We start from the raw sequence: 20906 nt of genomic DNA on the forward strand, positions 1-20906 counted from the left end.
ATCCATTTTTTCGGACAAAATTGTCACTCATTATTAAAACAATGAACCTAACTAAAAAATAGCAATTTTTTATAATTTTTTTATGCAATTTCTTTTCCCTATAAAAATCTGTGATACTGCACATTACGATGCAATAAATCTGAATTTATCGCTTATTTTAGCATAATTATATGTTTTGTAACATATTTTTAACATCAAAAACTTGTTTTATAACATATTTTCGACTTATCTTTGCAGTGAGGTTTTTTTCATAGGTATTGGTAATTTAGTTAATTAATGTTGTGGTAAAAAGGATGGCTCCCGCCGTCCTTTTTTTTATTTACTTACTCTAAAGCCTTATTTAAGCTGCTTAACATACATCCAAACAGTATTTCACACGTCTTATTTTTATTTATTCTTTTTTAAGATAATTTTTATTCCTAAATTTAACACATTATTAATTAAAATCTTTCATCATGAAAACTATCGTTCTCTCATTAGTCTTCATGTTTACCCTCTCTCTCGCGTACTCTCAGGATGAACCACCCAAACCCGAAAAATGGAAAGATGTAACCTGGCACGAAGTAGTTATGGTTAAATACCAGGCCGGAACATTTAAACGTGTCAATGAAATTCTGGACATGTTTAAGGAAGCCGGTAAAAAGTCCATGAGTGAAGGGCCAAAAATTTATTGGATGATGTCCGGGGAATATGATGCCATGTTTATCTGGCACCTCAAAAACGGACCAGCTGATCTGGAATGGAAGCGTACCGAAGATGGTATTAAATGGTGGAAAGCCTTTATAGAGGTTGCAGGTTCTAAAGAAAAAGCAGAAGAACTCAATAAAGAGTACTCCTCGTATGTAACCAATTCAACCAGTTACATATCCATGAAAGAAATGAATAAAATGTAAATGAGAATTTATTTATGACAAAAAAACAGGCTTTAAAGCCTGTTTTTTTATTTGGTAAGTTTTTTATACTTAATGCGTTTCGGACCTTCGTCGCCCAAACGTTTTTTACGGTTGACCTCGTAATCGGAATAACCACCTTCAAAATATACAACTGTCGAATTCCCTTCAAAAGCAAGAATATGTGTTGCAATACGATCCAGAAACCATCTGTCGTGAGAAATAACCACTGCACAACCGGCAAAATCCTCCAGGCCTTCTTCCAGGGCACGTAAGGTATTTACATCAATATCATTGGTTGGCTCATCAAGAAGTAACACATTGGCTTCAGATTTCAGGGTCAGTGCAAGATGCAACCTGTTGCGTTCACCGCCGGATAGCACACCACACTTTTTCTCCTGATCCGCACCGGTAAAGTTGAACCTGGACAGATAAGCACGTGCATTGATCTCACGTCCACCCATACGAATAAATTCGGCTCCACCGGAAACAACCTGAAATACAGACTTAGCCGGATCAATATCTGCATGAGCCTGATCCACATAACCGATTTTTACCGTTTCGCCCACACTGAATGATCCCTGATCTGCTGTTTGCTGTCCCATAATCATTCTGAATAGTGTTGTTTTTCCAGCTCCGTTAGGCCCTATTACACCCACAATACCATTTGGCGGAAGGGTGAATTCCAGGTTTTCGAATAACAATTTATCCCCGAAGGCCTTCGAGACGTCATTGGCCTCTATCACTTTATCACCTAGTCTCGGGCCATTGGGAATAAATATCTCTAATTTTTGTTCTTTCTCCTTAACATCCTCATTCAATAATTTATCATAGGCCGATAAACGCGCTTTCGATTTTGCCTGCCGTGCCTTAGGCGACATCCGTACCCACTCCAACTCACGTTCTAAAGTTTTACGGCGTTTACTTGCCTGCTTCTCTTCTGATTCCAGTCGTTTGGCCTTTTGCTCCAGCCAACTGCTGTAGTTTCCTTTCCACGGGATTCCTTCGCCACGGTCCAGCTCCAAAATCCAGCCAGCCACATTATCCAGAAAATAACGGTCGTGCGTAATGGCGATAACGGTACCTTCATACTGCTGTAAATGCATCTCAAGCCACTGTACTGACTCAGCATCCAAATGGTTAGTAGGTTCATCGAGTAACAGCACATCCGGCTGCTGTAACAACAGACGACATAAAGCCACACGACGTCGTTCACCTCCACTCAGCACCTTTACGTTTGTATCTTCGGGAGGACAACGAAGTGCATCCATTGCCCGTTCCAGTTTGGTATCTAGATTCCAGGCATCCAGTTGATCAATTTTTTCCTGCAAACGGGCCTGTTCTTCCAACAGTTTATCCATTTTATCCGGATTCTCATAAACTGCCGGATCCTCAAATTTTTTATTAATCTGTTCAAAGGCCTCCAGAACATCGGTTATCTCTTTTACACCTTCTTTAACTACCTCCTTTACAGTTTTCGACTCATCCAGATGCGGTTCCTGCTCCAGATAACCTACAGAATATCCCTGAGACCACACGACCTCACCCTGGTATTCCTTTTCTACACCGGCGATTATTTTCATCAGCGTAGATTTTCCGGATCCGTTTAATCCGATAAATCCGATCTTCGCTCCGTAAAAAAACGACAGGTAGATATTATTCAGTACTTTTTTTTGTGGCGGGAAAGTTTTTGAAACCCCGACCATTGAAAAGATGACTTTCTTATCGTCTGACATATTCTGTATTTTGGCGCAAATGTAGTACAAAGTTATGACAGGACTAAAGCATTCATTAAGAATTCACAGGATTTTTTAGCCTCAAAAAAAACAGACACAACAACTTCATTTTGAACCTTTTGTTAACGTGATAAATATTTTACTATATTTATGTCATGAGAAACCTTGCTGTTATACTACTGCTTCTGCTCCTTTTTTATGAGCCCGTTCAGTGCAAAAACAATCAACCTGAACACGTAATAAAATTTGAAATGATAGGAACTAATATCATTGTTCCCGTTGTGATCAATAACTCTTCACCTCTCAATTTCATATTTGATACCGGCATCAGGCATACTATTATAACAGAATTGTATGAGGAAGATTCACTGGATTTACATTATGCACGCGAAGTCGTTTTACACGGATTGGGTGACGGTGAACCATTATCTACCTACCTGAGTACATTGAACAGTATGAAAATAGAGTCTCTGAGAGTAGATACGGTTTCTCTTTATGCCCTTAAGCAAAATATATTTCAACTATCGAAACACCTTGGATCAAAAATTAACGGAATGATTGGTTATGATATGATCAAAAATCATGTTGTTAAAATCGATTACATTAAAAAGCTTATGTACTTCTACAATCCTGACACATACAAAATCCCCTCTTCTTTCAGAGAAGTACCACTTACGATTGAAGATCATAAAGCTTACATGACAGCCGATGTTACCCTGAACGAGGAGAAACACAAAGTTAAACTTCTTGTTGATACAGGGGCAGAATTGGCACTGTGGCTCGTAAACACAAATTTTAAACACTATGAAATACCTGAAAAATCAGTTTATACATATATCGGTCAGGGATTGAATGGTGAAATTTTCGGTTCGGTTGCCAGAATTGATCAGGCAGAGATTGGAAGCTACCACTTTAAAAATCCGATTGTAGCATTTCCTGATTCAGTTGCTATTGAAATGATCATCTCAAGCAATGAACGGGACGGAACGGTAGGTTCAGAACTGCTACGCCGTTTTCATGTGATTCTGGATTATCCTGACTCGTCCATGTACATTAAACGTAACGCACACTATCACCAACGTTTTACGTATAATACCACCGGTATAGAGATTGTGCAGCCTTATCAGCATCTGCCATTTTTCGAAATTGCAGAGTTATGGGACAAGTCACCTGCTGCCGATGCCGGTCTTAAAGTAGGCGACAAAATAGAAAGTATCGACGGACAGTCCGTATCCAACTTATCGCTGATACAGGTTAAAGACATGCTTCGTAAACCTTCAGGCAAAATCAAACTTACTATTACCCGTCAGGTTGGCGAAGAACTTATGCACGAAAAAATAAAATTTAAGCTGTTTAAGTTATAGTATCAGGTATCAAGAATCAAGACACAAGATATAAGATATAAGACTTAAGATTTTGTTTCATTGCAATGAAACCGTTATCTGTTTAATATCTTAATTTTGGAGTAAAAACAGTAATATACGGTTTTCCAAATCCTCCGTCCCAAGACAAAATAACTAAGGCCGTCTCCTTTAAAATAAATTAGAACAATCCTTTGTCTTAAGTCTTGCGTCTTGATTCTTAAGTCTTTTTTAAAGATCGAATCCCAGATCCTTTCGGTAGTATTTCCCCTGGAAATTTATTTTCCCGGCATTCTTGTATGATACTGCAAGTGCAGACTTCATATCTGTTCCATAGGAGCTAACAGCAATCACCCTACCACCGTTGGTAACCACCTTATCACCATCGAATTTTGTTCCGGCATGGAAAACAACGCTTTCCTCAACGTCATCAATTCCTGAAATCTCATCACCTTTATTATAAGCTTCGGGGTAACCACCGGCCACCATCATCACAGTTACTGCTGTACGCTCATCAAATTCCAGCTTTTTCTCTCCAAGATTACCTTCAGCAACACCCTGCAGCAGTTCCACAAAATCGGATTTAATACGCAGCATTACGGCTTCAGTTTCCGGGTCACCCATACGAACATTATATTCAATAACTTTCGGCTCGCCATCGCAGTTAATAAGACCTAAAAAGATAAAACCCCTGTAAGAAATATTATCCTTTTTCAACCCTTCAACGGTAGGCTTTACAATTTGGTCTTCTATTTTTGCCATAAACGCTTTGTCGGCAAACGGAACAGGCGAGATAGCTCCCATACCACCTGTATTCAGCCCTGTGTCACCTTCGCCAATGCGTTTATAATCCTTAGCTTCCGGCAGAATTTTATACGATTCCCCATCTGTCATTACAAACACGGATAGTTCAACCCCCGACAAAAACTCTTCGACGACAACGGTAGAACTGGCATCACCGAATTTACCTGACAACATTTCTTCAAGTTCCTGAGTGGCCTCTTCCAGTGAATTCAGGATCAAAACACCTTTGCCTGCAGCCAAACCATCTGCTTTTAAAACATAGGGTGACTTAAGTGTTTTCAAAAATGCCACGCCATCATTCAGCGTTTCTTTGGTAAAACTTTTATATGCAGCAGTTGGAATATTGTGCCGTATCATAAATTCTTTGGCAAACTCCTTACTGCCTTCCAGAGTAGCACCCGTTGTTCCGGGACCAACAATACCAATGGATTTCAGGTCATTGTCCGATGCAAAAAAATCGGCAATACCGTCTACTAAAGGAGCTTCGGGGCCAACCACAACCAAATTAATATTTCTAGTCAGAACCAGTTCTTTAATGCCGGCAAAATCATTCATCTGCATGGATACATTCGTACCAACTTCTGATGTTCCGGCATTACCCGGTAAGATATAAAGCTCGTCAGTGTTATCACTCTGACTGATCTTCCATGCCATAGCATGTTCTCTTCCTCCTGAACCTAACAGTAAAATATTTAATCCCATTGCTTATATAAGTGTTTTAAATTTCCATCCCTGATTTAACAGATATTCGATGGAGAGCGGCAGGGCTTCCATCAGATTTTTTTGCGCTTTTATAGAATCGTGAAAGACTATGATTGAACCTGGCCTTGTTTTACGCTTCACCGTATCAAAACATTGTTGTCCGGTTCTGTCTTTATCATAGTCCGCCGGTAACACATCCCACATCACAACTCTGTATTTATGGGCATGCAACCATTGAATCATTGACCTGTTAACCTGTCCATGCGGCGGACGAAACAAAGAGCTTTTATTGGTTAGTGCCGCCTTTTGAATATTCTTTCTGTATACTTCCGGCTCTGTTTTATACAGCTTCAAATGGTTATATGTATGATTTCCCACCGAATGGCCACATTCCTGGAGCTTCTTAAATAACTCCGGATATTTTGTCACATTCTCTCCCACACAAAAAAAGGTAGCCTTTACATCATACTGATCCAAAACATCCAACACCCATGGTGTTACTTCCGGAACAGGACCATCGTCAAATGTCAGATAAACATCCTTATCTGCTGTATTTACTCTCCACAACAAAGATGGAGTTACCCATTGCAATAATAACGGTGACCTCTCAATCAGCATTTAACATCAATCAAGTGATCCAAGTCTGTCACGAAATGCATTAAACGTATCCTCTGTTTTTTTGGTCAAATCAGTTTTCTTATACTGAGTGGAAATAAAGTAAATCTGCTTGATCACGTCAACCTCTTGATTAATATCCCGCATTAACTCTCTGCGAAACCTTGGCTGCATAGACAGATAATAATCTAATGTTTGAGTAGTGCGATCCAAAATCCTATTTAGTACATATTCTCCATCATCATCCATTCCTGCCTTCAACATCATTTGAGCATATACAATTGAATACATATTATAAGGAACATTTTCTTCCGGCAACACTTCCTTGGCTTTCAAAAGTACCTTCCGGGCCTTTTCCGTATCTCCCTCTTTCAAAAGATCTCCAGCCAGGCGTGTGAAGTTATTCCGGTAATTATAACACATCCTCAGAATGGTCTGATCCATCCAGATTCCCGGTGTATCAACGCCTCCCCACTTGAATTTATTCATCATGTTATCGTACATAATGTCGGTTGCCACACGCCCCTGGATGTCATCTTTACTGTTGGTAACAGGAACAACACGGTAAGCCAGTCCTTCAACCTGGAAATGGTCATTCATATCAATATAGTTTTCATCCGGAACAGTAACTGCAAAGTAAACCGGGCGCTGCCACTGGTTCGTAGCCAGCATATCCAATACCATTATTGAATTTTTACCAACCCATCGGTTGATACCACTCAGGTCCACGATAAATTCCTTATCAATGCGATTGGCATCCTGAGGACGAACCGTTCCGTTATCAACGACATAAGCTGAATCCACCGGAATAGAAAATTTGGTTCCCGGGAAATAATCATATCCTGATCTGCTTTCTTTGGTTTCAGAATTATTGCTTCCAACAAATTCAATCGCCCGTTTTAAATCTATGACCTTATCCTTATTATGCACTTTATCTATCAGAGCCAGGTTACGCTGTCCTTCCCTGGTTTGATCTGCATCAAGTGTAAATTTCACCGGATTGGAATCATAAGCCCGTTTTCGCATCTGATCTATATACCAACCTGTCTGCAGATAACTCAGGTTACACACACGCACATCGGTCCTTGTACCTTCAACCTCCTGCACATACCATAAGGGGAATGTATCGTTATCACCGTTGGTAAACAGCACAGCCTCCTTATCTGTAGACTGCAGATAATTCCACGCAAAATCTCTGGCTGCATAGCGACCAGAACGGTCATGATCGTTCCAGTTTTCTGCTCCCATGATAGTTGGTATAGCCAGACCTGCAATGGTTGCAATAGCTCCCGCAGCAGGTGAACCTGTTAATTTTTTCAGCATATCCCATATAAAGAGCACACCAATACCAATCCATATACTGAAAGCATAGAACGAACCGGCATAGGCATAATCACGCTCCCTGGGCTGATAGGGATACTGGTTCAAATAAATCACAATGGCAATACCAGTAAGGATAAACAGCATGGCCACAACGGCAAAATTTTCAAATCCTTTGGTATTCTTTTTATTCTTATCGCTGCCAAACAACTGGAAAGCAATTCCAAATAACCCAAGAAGCAAGGGAAGCATGTAATACTCATTACGTGCCTTATCATTTTTCATGTATTCAGGCAGTTTTTCCTGATTTCCTATACGCGGATTATCTATAAAGTTAATTCCCGACACCCAGTTACCTTCCTGTGAACCTCCGTTCCCCTGGATTTCGTTCTGACGCCCTGAAAAATTCCACATGAAATAACGCCAGTACATATGCCCCAGCTGATAACGGAACAAAAATCTCAAATTCTCAGTGAAAGTAGGTTTTACATGCATCTGACCGTCACGGCCTTTCATTTTAATACCTTTAATCTTTGCCCATGATTTATATGCGCTGATGTGACTTGGCTGATTCGACCACATACGGGGGAATACGCCCTCGAACGTAGGATCATATACATATTGTAATCTATGGTCAATTATTTCGTAACGTCCGTTAATCTGATCGCGAACGGCTGAAGTCTGTTTTGTATCAATGATCGGAGTATCGTAATATTGCCCGTAAACCAGGGGGCGATCACCATACTGTTCCCTGTTAAGATATGAAAGAAGGGAAAACGCATCGTTCGGATCATTCTGGTTCATCGGAGGATTGGCATTACTACGGATCAACACCATGGCAAAAGCGGAATAGCCAATGATAATCACCGCCAAAAATGTCAGGATCGTATTCCACAGTACCTTCACTTTAATATAGGTATAATATATGCCATATGCCAGACCGGCTGCCAGCAGAATCATAAAGAAAATCATTCCGCTATGGTATGGCAACCCAATGCCGTTTACAAAAATCAGTTCAAAAACAGATGCCAGTTTAACTATGCCCGGTATGATACCGTACATGATAACCATGAGCACGAAAAAGGAAATAACCAAGGCTACGAGTGTTCCCTTTATGGTTGGCGTATATTTCTTGAAATAGTAAACCAAAATTATGGCCGGTATAGCCAGCAGGTTCAACAGGTGAACGCCAACAGACAGACCGATTAAAAACCCAATGAGAATTATCCAACGGTTGGCAAATGGTTTATCTGCTTCGTTTTCCCATTTCAGAATTGCCCAGAAAACCACAGCAGTAAACAGGGATGACATAGCATAAACCTCTCCCTCAACAGCAGAAAACCAGAAGGTATCTGAAAATGTGTAAGCCAGTGATCCAACAAGTCCGGCTCCCAGAACAGCAATACTCTGTCCGGTTGTAATTTCGGATCCGTTATCAACGATCAGCTTTTTAGCCAGATGGGTGATAGTCCAAAACAGGAATAATATGGTGAATGCGCTGGCCAGTGCTGACATTGAGTTCATCATCACGGCTACTTTGGACGGATCCGGCGCAAAAAGCGTAAAGATTCTTCCGATCATCATAAATACAGGTGCTCCTGGAGGATGACCCACAAGCAACTTATATGACGATGCAATAAATTCACCACAGTCCCAGAAACTGGCTGTAGGTTCTACTGTTGACAAATAAGTAAAAGCTGCAATGGCAAATGCGACCCAGCCTAAACCAATGTTCCAGATTTTATAATTCTTCATCTCTCTAGGATTTTCTGAACATCTCACTCCTGACCAACGCCGAGCTTTGTCTCGACATAATCGATGAGTGTATGAATTATTTTAATATGTATTTCCTGAATTCTGTCGGACCACCCCAAATGATCCACCCTGATCTCCACATCGCAAATGCCGGCCAGTTCTCCTCCACCTTTTCCTGTAAGACCAATGATCTTCATGCCTTTGTCTTTGGCTGCTTTAGCTGCATTTAAAATATTCGGAGAATTTCCGCTTGTGCTCAAGGCCAGTAAAATATCACCATTGCTACCAAACGCATCCACATAACGCGAAAATATGGCATCGTAACCGTAATCGTTGGCCGCACAGGTAATATGCGATGCATCAGCCATTGCAAACGCAGGCAATGCCTCCCTGTTTCGCCGGAAACGACCAGTCATTTCTTCTGCAAAATGCATGGAATCACACATAGAACCTCCATTCCCACACGACAAAACCTTATGGCCCTTCTGAATGGATTCTGCGATGATCTCACCTGCATTTAATATGGATTCAAAATTTTTAGGTTCTGAAATAAAATTGTTTAACACCTTCTGCGCTTCAACAAAATTATTTCGGATAATCTCAATCGACATTTCTGATGTTTCTAAAAACCGGTTAATTAATACAGCCTTTTTTGCAATGCAACAAAAGTACAATAAAAATATAATTTTGGTACTTTTGAGGGCTAAAGCTCGACTTTTATTGCAGATTTTAGATTATTTAACCATGCTGACTATTCTACTGATATTTGTTGCAGGAATTTTAACAGGCCACTTTGTAAAAAAACGGAAGAAGATCATTAAAACCAGTAACTGGCTGACCTTTATCAGTGTGCTGGCTCTTCTTTTTCTCTTAGGTTACGAGGCAGGACATAATCCCCAGGTGCAGGCTCACTTCGACACAATAGGCATAAAAGCACTGGTTATCAGTCTTTTTTCTGTAGCCGGCAGCATTATCTTCATTGTAATATTTAACCGGTTGATCCTGAAAAAATGAGAGACATCATCATCATAGTACTCATTTTTATAACCGGGATCATTCTTGGCATATTTAACATTTTACCGGAAGGTTTTAATGCCGGAAGCTGGTCAGAATATGCTTTATATGCCTTGCTTTTATTTGTCGGCATTGGCATTGGCAGCGATAAAGAATCGCTGATGGCATTAAAACGCATGCGCGGCTGGCTTATCTTAATTCCGGTTGTATCTGTTATCGGATCGTTACTTTTTGCACTTCTTGCCTTACCCTTTTTTAGTGATCTGAACCTGAGAGAAGTACTTGCTGTCAGTGCTGGAATGGGGTATTACAGTTTATCTTCCATCCTGATCTCAAAACTTCATGGTGAAACGCTTGGAACCATTGCGTTGGTAGCCAATCTTATCCGGGAAATTTTCACTTTAGTTATTACTCCATTCATGATAAAATACACCGGAAAACTAACACCCATTGCTGCAGGAGGAGCAACTTCCATGGACACCACACTTCCGGTGGTTATCCGGTTTTCAGGGAAAGAATATGTGATGATTTCTATTTACAGTGGTGTGGTGATTACCTTTCTGGTACCCGTATTGGTGACCTTTATTTTATCATAATGTCGCCTCTGCAAGGCTACATGTTTCTCACTTATTATCGCTGATATTAACTCTCAGTGAATGATATTTTTTCTGCCCTTATAACAAATCCGTGGTAAAATGATAATTTAATCAAAGCTATACAGTAAAATAAAAATATTTGAAACAGCTTTTCACTGCCATTGAAGATTGCTATTGCTCCCCACCAGTATTCCTGAATTTCTGCGATACTCTGCGAAATCATCTGCGTTAATCTGCGAGAACAATTTATGATGATCCGAATTGCAATTGTCCGCTATCATTCACATACAGATAACCCTCCGTTTCGGATCCGTTAATTACAAATCCTTTCATCTTTCTGGTTTTTCCTTTCAGCACTATTTGTTGCATGCTGCTTTCCTGAATCTCTTTTTCATGAATAATGAACGGAATCACAAACCGGCATCCATCCCTAAATGCAGAGCATCCCCAGGCCTTGTTACCTTTTATAATCTCTCCCTTTTTACAGGCCGGACACACCAGCTTTTCAGGTTCCTTTTCCACAAATTCCGGCACAAATTCTTTATTCAGAATAAAATGTCCTTCGGTAGATTCTTCGCCCAGCGTAATTCCTTTTATAAGTGGCGACTTACCTTTTTCGATGAGTGTTTCAGCCTGTTTTTCGGTCAGTTTCTTACCCGATAAAATAAACGGCAATCTGAAATCGCACCCTTCATTCCAGCGTGAGCAACCATATGCTCCCTTGCCTTTAAGTATTTTACCTTTTTTACACTTCGGACATTTCAACTCATCCGGTTTGCTTTCGGCTTTTTGTGCCGGTTGTTCTTCGTGAACCGGGATTTGGATATTTGATCTGTCCTGCTTGACTTCCCGAACCACATCGCCTACCATTTCTTTCAGTTCATTGATAAAGCCGGTCACATCATAGGTTCCGTCTTCAATCTGCCGTAGTTTCTTTTCCCACATTCCGGTAAGCTCAGCCGATTTCAGCAGTTCATTCTGAATGGTATTGATTAGCTCTTTTCCTGTTTCTGTAGCCAGAATACGCTTTTTATCCCGAATTATGTAATGCCGTTTAAACAAAGTCTCTATAATTCCGGCTCGTGTGGAAGGACGGCCAATACCATTTTCCTTCAACGCATCACGCAAATCATCATCATCAATTTGCTTGCCTGCCGTTTCCATGGAGCGCAACAGAGAAGCCTCTGTAAAATAGCGTGGCGGTTTGGTTTCCTTTTCCTGCAAATCAGGTTCATGTGGCCCTGATTCTCCTTCATTAAATTCGGGCATTATCTGATCTTCATCGGTATTATCGGAGGCACTGGTTTTGAGTACCAACCTCCATCCCGGTTCAACAATCTGTTTTCCGGTTGCTTTAAAACCGTATTGCTCCACCTGCCCCGTCACAGTTGTTTTCAACACCTTACAATCGGGATAAAATGCCGCTATGAATCGCAGCGTCACCTGGTCGTACACCAGTTTTTCATCCGGAGAAAGGTTAATTGCCGGTATGCCGGTCGGAATAATAGCATGGTGATCGGTCACTTTTTTATTATCAAAAACCCGTTTTGTTTTCCGGTTTTTTTGCTCCAGAAGCGAAGCTGTAAACTCTTCGTATTGCTTTAAACCTTTTAATATGGACGGAATTTTCGGATAAATATCATCGCTCAAAAACGTAGTATCAACCCTGGGATAAGTAGTTACCTTTTTCTCGTAAAGCGACTGGATGAGTTTTAGCGTTTTATCGGCTGTAAATCCGTAACGCGTGTTACATTCCACCTGAAGCGAGGTAAGATCGAATAGTTTTGGAGCGAACTCGTTGCCTTCTTTGGTTTCTGATGAATCAATGACAAATGGCTTTCCGGTGATGTCGACCAACATTTGATCAGCATCTTCCTTTTTGCTGAACCTGCCATCTACATAGCTGAACCATACTTCGCGGTAAAGGGTTCGCAATTCCCAGTACGGTTCCGGTTTAAAATTGTCAATCTCCTTTTGCCGTTCCACAATCAGCGCCAGTGTAGGCGTTTGCACACGACCTACAGATAACAGCTGATTGCGCTGACCATATTTCAAGGTGTATAAACGCGTGGCATTGATTCCGAGAAGCCAGTCGCCTGTAGCCCGTGACAATCCCGCATAATATACACTTTCAAACTCTTTCTGATCGTAAAGCTTTTCAAAACCTTCCCTGATGGCCTCATCGGTAAGAGATGAAATCCAGAGTCGTTTAACCGGACATTTACACTGCGCTTTCTGTAGCACCCAGCGTTGAATCAGTTCTCCTTCCTGCCCGGCATCACCACAATTGATAACCTCTTCCGCATTCTGAACCAGGGATTCGATAACAGAAAACTGCTTTTTAATGCCTTCATCATCAATCAGCCTGATGCCAAATCGTTGTGGCACAATGGGCAAATCGTAAAGGCTCCATCGTTTCCAGCCGGGATTATATTCATGCGGCTCTTTCAAACCACACAAATGACCGAATGTCCAGGTAACCTGGTATCCGCTGCCTTCAAAATAGCCATCCTTTCGTGATCCGGCTCCTAAAATGCGGGCCAGGTCACGTGCTACGCTGGGTTTCTCTGCTATACAAACGATCATCTTTTTAGATGTAAGACGTAAGACATAAGAACCAAGACAAATTTAATCTTAAGTCTTGTGTCTGAAATCTTAAGTCTGAATTAAAAATCCTTCAAAAATAAAGATAATGTAAGAGGCACAAAAAGGAAATAACGGATTGTTAATAATAATTTAGTCATACAGAATTTAAGTCAAACTCTACCTTGCAGTTGTAATACCTTATCAACTTGATATATTAAAGCTGCTCAATCCTAAAAACTTAGCATATGCCCCAAATGACTTCTCTGTTTTCTTTTGCAAATTTTTGTGAGCGGAAGTAAAAAATTCAGTTTTCAATGAAACCTTATCCTTCTTCAGCATGCGCTTCCATATTCCGATGACTGCTCCATTCTGCACAATAACAGGTCTGAACACACCATTATTTGATACTGCTTTTGTATGATCCGTGCTCAGTATTGCCGCAGTCCTGTCCCGGTAACTGATTATAAATTCATCAAATGCCGGCAGTAAATGAATGCTTTGCTTACTTGTCTTATAGGGTGTCGTGACATTTGAAAACCAATAGTGTTCATCTTCAATTTTATCAAAAATAAACTCTGATTTCACACTTTCAAGCGCCCGTTTTGCTTCTTTTACAGCAAGACCTGACCACCAGATAAAATCCTTTAATGTTGCAGGTCCATGGCTGGTAAAATATTTTAGTGCCAGTTCTGCCAGTGCTTCATCCCGGGTCATAATATCTGGTTTTTCTGCCCGCTCAGAAAGCAGGGCATAGGATGGCTGTTTTCCCTTAATTTTACCACTACAAATAATTTTATCAACTTCTGCCCGGACCAGCATATGTCCTAACCTGCTGCTATCAAGAGGTATTCCTGACTTTTCAATTTCGTCTCCCAGCTCAAAACGGGTTAAATGGTTGCCTCCACTTAATACCTTTTCAATTACTGCATTGCTTTTAGCGAAAACAGCATCATCCAACTCCAGTTGCTTATCGCGTGAACGCATCGCTGTCTTGATGTGCTCTGCTGAAAGATCAAGCATCCAATAAATGTCTTTTGGAGACACAAAATGCCAGGTAGACCGCAATACATGCGTCCGAAGGATATCTCCATTATCAATGGCAGCAGTAACATCATTTTCAGTTGAACCGGGCAATCGCACTCCAAGTGCCCATTTTGCCATGCTCAGATCCTGAGCCTGCATCATACCCATCCATTTCACCAGTTCGCTGGCCGAAGGGAACCGCGGATCCACAACCTGCTGATTAATTAAACGAAGTTTTGAAATATTTTTTTTGTTCATGCTTATAATTTGAACCTCAAAACACAATTTACGAAGGTATCTTTACCCTGAAATTAGTAAGATAATTGTATCAGTACAAAAAGTCAATTCTAATTCTTTAACTACCTATGTTTATATACAGTCTGTAAGTGAAGTTGTTTAATCTGATCCTGCAATTTAACATCCGGCAGAAGCACATCGCTGTTTCTCCATCCGGAAGGATCATAATTGATCTCGTTCAGATTTTTTTCCTCTTTTAACAAATCACGAAAGTTTATTGCTTTAAACCGTTTTGTTTTTCTTTCCGGGAAATCCGTACTAACCATTTCACTTACAACCGAAAACTCTTCATCATTGTATGTAAAAACCAGATTTTGCGTAGCACAATTTAATTTCCAGTCTTCATCTTTAAGAACAAAGGTTGCAAAATGCTGATCCTGAACTAACGAAAACTGTCCGGGATCTTTTTGAGGAAACAGATAATAACCTGCAACAGCCAGTTTCTTTTTATCGGATGCCACATGCCACTGAACGTGCGCAATACCTTTGGTTTCTTCATCGATAAGCATTATACCGGAATACAAACTCTGGGAATAACGGCTAACAGCTTCAAATTCAATAATTGTCGAGAGACGTCCCTTGAAATACTGCTGACCTGCATATTTCCATTCATACCCACTTGTACGATACATAAATGTGAGGTATGCTGCCATAGGATTTAATTCAGGTATGATATTTACAGAATCATACTTCAGACTGAATGGCACCTCTTCTTTAAAATCAGTGATATGATACTGATGTAGTTCAGATACAGATTGCCTGAATTTTCTGACTACATTATCCATACCTTCAAACCGATGGGTGAATCCAAAATCGGTTAATCGTACCAGCTTATTCTCTTTATGAATCAATTGGCGAAAAACACCTTCTACATCGTATCCTGTTAATTTAATATTCCGCGGAACTTTCAGAAAAACACTGTTCATGAATTCTGATGTAATAAATGCAGAATCGACAGCAAAAACCTGATGAGGTATAGTCAGCCTGTAATCTTTTCCTTTCATTTCGTCCGGTGTTACAAACAGGTTTCCCCATCCGGGCACAGATATTAAAAATGTGTCGCTTTCTATTAAATTCTTTCTAAGCAAAGTTACTGATCCGTTTGTTACAGCCTGATCAGGAAAGCTGTTTTTGAGTGAACTGATTGTTGCAAAATCCACCCGTTGTCCATTTTCTGTTACTACAGTAACTTTGATTAAAGTATCGGTTTGCCTGACATCCATATTTTTGTTGTCTGATCCTAATTCTGCATATTTTACCGCATTCGGAATAGTATCAAATTCATCTGAACCAGGAAGTAAAGCATATGCCCCTGTTTTGAAATCATGACTAAAAAAACCAGGGATAAAACCGTCCGACAAACCACTAACCTGAAGCTTATAATCCTCCAGCGGAATATCTTTGGGTAATTTAATCATTATCTCTCCATGAATATTGGTTGATCGGTCCGGAGACCAGTACACAGTTGAAAATCTGTTACGGTTACCTGAGGTATTGGTATATTTAGGTGTATAAAATTTTCTTGTGGGCGCGAAACCAATCATATTCGTTTCTGCTATACCAATAAAATAATGATTTGGTCTGAGTTCTTTACCTGTTATCGTTTGTATGGAAATAATATATTCCGGACCGGATTTTTCCTCACATTCAACCCCTGGGTCCAAATCCATTGCCAAAGCAATCGGACTTGACTTTGGGTTTTCAATAACCTCAACACTTTTTATTTCGCTTATATCCAGTTCACCTAAAATTTCAATATACCACTCCAACCAGGGTGACGGGGATCTACTTGGAACGCAAAATGGGATGCGTGGCCTGTGCGTAAAATAATGTAACTTCCCATCAACAAATATATATATCCTGCCAATATCGCTTAAGTATCTGTAATCCGGTATAAGTTTAAAGATATAACTCCATAAGCCTGTGCCCCACAAGTTACTTTCCTCCACCATATGCAATTGTTCTGCACCCATCTTCCTTGAAGCTATCCCGTACTTTTTACGCATTTTTTCCATCGGGGTCAGAATACGTTCTGCATGTACACTGATCTCTTCCAGAACAACATCTGTTGTATCAGGCAATGGCTGTAGCTTATCGGGCATTTGCCTTTCTTTCATAACAGAAGACACCTGTTGTCCTATAGAATCAACTATTCCCGTTCCGTTACCGGATAAATATGCTAATGCATTTAATTCCGGATTTTTTTCAAACTTAAAATTCCTCTTATTCATAGGAATGGTTCGTATCGGTTCATTTGTGGATCGCATGGTCAACTGATCGTGCATAAATTTGAGTCTGTTGCTTTGTGCATCGCCCATGTTTGTGGTTAAACTAATATTATAATTCCATCGTACATTAGCCCGGTTTTTGGTTTGGATGAAGAAATCCATGGTATCTGTAAAAAAATCCACCATGAACATGAACTCGCCCTGTATGTTGGTTTTGGTTTGACCGCCAATTGTGTCTGAACCTATTCCAACCATAGTGACATCAATTTTTTTTGCCGGGTTATTTTTTCCTGATCTGGTTATCTTTCCCGAAATATAGAATCTCTGTTCTAAGGGAAAGATAGGTTTGTGAATTGAATCGGCCAGTACTTCCTGCCAGGTAAACCGGCGCCAGCCATTGGTCATCATTGTCAGATCGGTGATCCATTTCGACACCGGGTCGGTTTTATAAAAGTAACTGCAATCGCCATCAATGCCCGGAAGCTCAGACTTCAACAAAAGATAATTAACCATATTCGAAGTTGAACCTGCCTGCTCAGAACCTAGAAGTGAATTTCCGGTTACTGATACAGCAAAGCAACCGCTGACAGGTTTGCTGTTTTTATCCTGAACCCTGACTGTGTAGCAAATTGAATCGTTACTGCTATGGATTGAATCTGCAGAAAAATGTAAATAATCATTGTTATTAATAAAAACAAGGCGTTCACATAGCGGCACATTTCTATGATTAAAGAGTGTAATGATAGCAATTCCTGTGGTTAGCAAAGATTTATTTAACAACACCGTATTTTTTTGTTCATCCGGAACGAATGAAACTGTTTGCACAATATTGTGATGTTGGGTTATCGTAAAGTATAGAAAGTCATAGTTTTGTGTGGCATCCGATCTGTTAATCTCAATCTTAAGCTGATTTGAATGGATGCCGTCTTTAACAAATAGAGTATAACCTTGTTTCTGTGCCACAGGCAAATCAAACCTGGTTTTATTGCCATATTCATCTTCAATAATAGCATGATAAAGGGTATTGGGTTCAGGCCGAATAAAAAACACACCTTTCCCCTTATTCTGAGGTTTAAAAACGGTAATGTAATTGTTGTTCTGGTCATAAATAATACCGTTAAATTCAGGCGGCTTATCACCAGGACATGTTGCAGCAAAGGCCATTCTGCAAGGTATGCTTTCCACCCAGTTGCCCCCTTCGGGTAAAAACTGAACGTCTAACGGTATAACATTAATACCGTCTGAATCGGTGGCACCAAAGATATTACCAGTTTGTTTATAAAGGCCGGAAGAGGAAACTGATTCATTTTGCTGGTCTGTTTGGGGTTTATAAAATGACGAGTAAATTAATACTGGTTTCTCAAACAGAAATTCAGGTCCACTATTACGCAAAAAATTTGTATACGCTCTTAACCTGAAATGGCCGGTTTTAAATGCCTCTTCCAGCACAAACTGTCCGAATGCCCTCCCATTCTGAATTTCAAATAAATGATTTGACACCGTTTTCCCATCGGGACCAATCAGATCAACATACAATATCTTTTCAAGTTTTTCCGGTGTAAAATCAGTTGAATTCAATACCCAGGAACTGAACCAAAGGGTATCTCCGGAGAGATAAATATCCCTGTCTGTAGCAAGAAAAAGTTTCTCAGGATGTGTTTTGCGATTATAGTCTGCAAGCTTTTTAGCAACAGGTTCCGGAGAAAAATGCTGATCTTCCAGCTCATAATTTTCCGGCAGAAAACTTCCGACTTTTTTTGTAGCGATTGCTCCCCCAAACATAACATCATTATTCGAAACCGTTCCTTCACGGTTAATAAAACACGTATCTCTCAGAAAATAAAGTGTTGATCTCTGGCAAATCCCGTTTTTTGACTGTTTTGTAAGATCAACAGGTGAACCATTAATCTTTGAATAATAGTTGATAGTCAGTTTCCTGTTTTTTAATCCTGTAATCCGCATCCTGTTTCCTGATATATACGTTGTGCAGGTATCAGGTTCAAACGGTGTTTTAACCCCAATACCGGATTCCTTATCATAAACCAGGATCTCTATCTCATAACCATTTTCAGCCAGCGTTCTTTCATAAAGCGACCTCAGAAAATGAAGACCTGAATTATAATAAACTGACCGTCTGTTTCTTTTGTATTTTCTGACTTTTGACTTCCTGAGGGAATCATATGGTTGAAAAAAATAATACCCAAGAAAACTGCATTTCTTTCCGGGTGAGCTGAGGTCAAGATCAAAGGCCACAAGGTCAACCTGTAGTTTATAACCCAAAAGCGGCATATCCAAAAGAAGCGGAGTTCCTGCAACTGCCTTAAAAGAATATAATTCAGGTATTTTCAGGAATGCACTATCCTCACTTATCTCAGAGGTATTCAACATACGCCCCATATCTATTTCATTCCTGACCGAATCTGTCAGCCTGACCTTAACCGTATCATACACATTATAAAAGAGCAAAGTACTGTCGTTATATAAAGTAACCATACTTCCCCAGCGGTCAGATCCTAAAAAATATGATTTAAACATCGCAAGGTTTTTGTTCCTTTGATTTTCCGCCTGAACTTTAACTTCAGATAAATCAATTTTTTTCTCTCTCAGCAAAATGACAAGGCCGGTGGGAATTTTCCCTTCTATCTCTAATGCCTTCGGCTCATAACTTGCATGACTAACAATAAGGGTCGATGAAAAAGGGATATTATTAAGCGTGAATGTCCCATCTAAGCCTGTAGTGGTACCATATGTTGTGCCACTAATGTATACCGTTGCAAAAGGGACTGGCCTTTGAGTCACAGCATCTAAAACTGTTCCGTTCATACTGTTTTGGGAGTGTGCAATCAGACTAACACAAAAGGTCATAACAAAAAACATCAGGTAATTCCTGAGATATTGTTTTGTTGAGGCGGTCATAAGTTATTACAATAATGAAGTATGTATTTCAGTTACAAACTGAAGCAAAAAAGATGCCACGAATCAGTATAATTCACCTGAAAAAATTACTTCATAATCTGAGAATTCTGTACCTTCGGGAACATTTTGGCTAAAATCAGGTTTAGCATAAAAAGTATTAATGAAGAAAAGTAACATATATACAAAAACCGGTGATTCAGGAAAGACTTCGCTTATTGGAGGCACACGGGTTTCAAAAGGTGATATTAGGCTGGAAGCTTATGGCACCATTGATGAACTGAACTGTCATTTGGGAATGATTCGTTCGTATCCGATGGATGCACAGGACCACGATTTCATTATTTTTATCCAGAAAAAGTTTTTTTCTGCTGCAGGAAACCTTGCCACAGATCAATCGGTATTTCCTTTAAAAGATGCGACCATCATCACTGAAGAAGATATTGAAAGTATAGAAGATGAAATTGATCGTCTTGATAATTTACTGCCTCCTCTGAATCATTTTATTATCCCGGGCGGTGATCCGCAAATCAGTGCATGCCACATTGCAAGAACCGTAACGAGAAGATGTGAGAGAGCTATTGTCAGACTGTCAGAAATTGACGAAATCGACGAACACATCACCATATTTTTCAATAGAGTTTCTGACTATTTGTTTGTATTAGGAAGAAAATTATCACAGGATCATAATTTTGACGAATTATCTTGGATCCCCTCTTGATTATATGGAATTTTATTTTACTTTTGCGCAAAATATAAACAGGATTTAACTAGCTAAACCAACTATTATGTACTGGACTCTAGAATTAGCTTCGAAACTTGAAGATGCTCCATGGCCGGCTACTAAAGACGAACTTATCGATTTCGCCATGCGTTCGGGTGCACCACTTGAGGTTATTGAAAACCTGCAGGAAATCGAAGATGAAGGTGAAATATACGAGAGTATCGAAGATATATGGCCCGACTATCCGAGCAAAGATGATTTTTTCTTTAATGAAGATGAATATTAAGATGAGCCGCTAATGCGGCTTTTTTTACACCTCCTTTTCCTGGCCAAATTGTAAAA

14 protein-coding genes are annotated in these 20906 nt (G+C 40.0%); 6 read left to right on the forward strand and 8 right to left on the reverse strand.

Translation table 11 applies throughout. The annotated features are described in order from the left end of the window. The first annotated feature begins 455 nt into the window (after positions 1 to 455). Positions 456 to 893, forward strand: coding sequence for a hypothetical protein (locus ACE01N_RS10920; protein ID WP_375730075.1), 438 nt, complete (start codon positions 456 to 458; stop codon positions 891 to 893). Positions 894 to 940: 47 nt separating this feature from the next. Here the strand turns inward: ACE01N_RS10920 and ettA are convergent, their stop codons facing one another. Next, positions 941 to 2626 (reverse strand): energy-dependent translational throttle protein EttA, encoded by a 1686-nt coding sequence (gene ettA, locus ACE01N_RS10925; RefSeq protein WP_380588431.1) that lies wholly within the window; start codon positions 2624 to 2626, stop codon positions 941 to 943. 251 nt (positions 2627 to 2877) lie between these two features. On the opposite strand from ettA, the gene ACE01N_RS10930 reads away from it, so the two are divergent. Further along, complete coding sequence (locus tag ACE01N_RS10930) at positions 2878 to 3990, forward strand: aspartyl protease family protein (RefSeq protein WP_380588434.1); 1113 nt, start codon at positions 2878 to 2880, stop codon at positions 3988 to 3990. A 228-nt stretch (positions 3991 to 4218) separates the two neighbouring features. Here ACE01N_RS10930 and purD read toward each other — a convergent pair whose 3' ends face one another. From purD to lpcA, 4 genes are read right to left on the reverse strand one after another with little or no spacing between them, the layout of a single operon-like run. Beyond that, entirely contained in the window at positions 4219 to 5493 is a 1275-nt protein-coding gene (gene purD / locus ACE01N_RS10935) for a phosphoribosylamine--glycine ligase (protein ID WP_380588437.1), read from the reverse strand. A 3-nt stretch (positions 5494 to 5496) separates the two neighbouring features. After that, positions 5497 to 6111 carry a polysaccharide deacetylase family protein gene (locus ACE01N_RS10940; protein WP_380588440.1) on the reverse strand — a complete coding sequence of 205 codons (615 nt, stop codon included), beginning with the start codon at positions 6109 to 6111 and terminating at the stop codon, positions 5497 to 5499. A 6-nt stretch (positions 6112 to 6117) separates the two neighbouring features. Next, positions 6118 to 9183 (reverse strand): protein O-mannosyl-transferase family, encoded by a 3066-nt coding sequence (locus tag ACE01N_RS10945; RefSeq protein ID WP_380588443.1) that lies wholly within the window; start codon positions 9181 to 9183, stop codon positions 6118 to 6120. 23 nt (positions 9184 to 9206) lie between these two features. Then, positions 9207 to 9794, reverse strand: coding sequence for a D-sedoheptulose 7-phosphate isomerase (gene lpcA, locus ACE01N_RS10950; RefSeq protein WP_380588446.1), 588 nt, complete (start codon positions 9792 to 9794; stop codon positions 9207 to 9209). A 133-nt stretch (positions 9795 to 9927) separates the two neighbouring features. Here lpcA and ACE01N_RS10955 point away from each other — a divergent pair, with 133 nt between their 5' ends. Both ACE01N_RS10955 and ACE01N_RS10960 read left to right on the forward strand, forming a co-directional pair. Continuing rightward, positions 9928 to 10197 carry a LysO family transporter gene (locus ACE01N_RS10955; protein WP_380588449.1) on the forward strand — a complete coding sequence of 90 codons (270 nt, stop codon included), beginning with the start codon at positions 9928 to 9930 and terminating at the stop codon, positions 10195 to 10197. Further along, positions 10194 to 10793 (forward strand): LysO family transporter, encoded by a 600-nt coding sequence (locus ACE01N_RS10960; protein WP_380588452.1) that lies wholly within the window; start codon positions 10194 to 10196, stop codon positions 10791 to 10793. Before ACE01N_RS10955 ends, ACE01N_RS10960 begins: the two co-directional genes overlap by 4 nt. 246 nt (positions 10794 to 11039) lie before the next feature. On the opposite strand, the gene ACE01N_RS10965 is transcribed toward ACE01N_RS10960, so the two are convergent. The 3 genes from ACE01N_RS10965 to ACE01N_RS10975 form a co-directional block, all read right to left on the reverse strand. Beyond that, on the reverse strand, positions 11040 to 13379 hold the full coding sequence (locus ACE01N_RS10965) for a type IA DNA topoisomerase (RefSeq protein ID WP_380588455.1): 2340 nt from the start codon (positions 13377 to 13379) through the stop codon (positions 11040 to 11042). Positions 13380 to 13580: 201 nt separating this feature from the next. Continuing rightward, positions 13581 to 14660, reverse strand: coding sequence for a winged helix DNA-binding domain-containing protein (locus ACE01N_RS10970; protein ID WP_380588458.1), 1080 nt, complete (start codon positions 14658 to 14660; stop codon positions 13581 to 13583). Between the two features lie 101 nt (positions 14661 to 14761). Further along, positions 14762 to 19750: a carboxypeptidase-like regulatory domain-containing protein gene (locus ACE01N_RS10975; protein WP_380588461.1), complete on the reverse strand. Its 4989-nt coding sequence runs from the start codon at positions 19748 to 19750 to the stop codon at positions 14762 to 14764. A gap of 253 nt (positions 19751 to 20003) precedes the next feature. On the opposite strand from ACE01N_RS10975, the gene ACE01N_RS10980 reads away from it, so the two are divergent. Beyond that, a complete protein-coding gene (locus tag ACE01N_RS10980; protein WP_380588464.1) occupies positions 20004 to 20561 on the forward strand; it encodes a cob(I)yrinic acid a,c-diamide adenosyltransferase in 558 nt (185 codons plus the stop codon). A gap of 67 nt (positions 20562 to 20628) precedes the next feature. Further along, complete coding sequence (locus ACE01N_RS10985) at positions 20629 to 20850, forward strand: DUF2795 domain-containing protein (protein WP_375719610.1); 222 nt, start codon at positions 20629 to 20631, stop codon at positions 20848 to 20850. Positions 20851 to 20906 lie beyond the last annotated feature (56 nt).

Origin of the sequence: Quyinboa ferrireducens (assembly GCF_042436675.1) — a bacterium.
In the GTDB taxonomy this organism is placed as follows: domain Bacteria; phylum Bacteroidota; class Bacteroidia; order Bacteroidales; family UBA5342; genus JBHJHP01.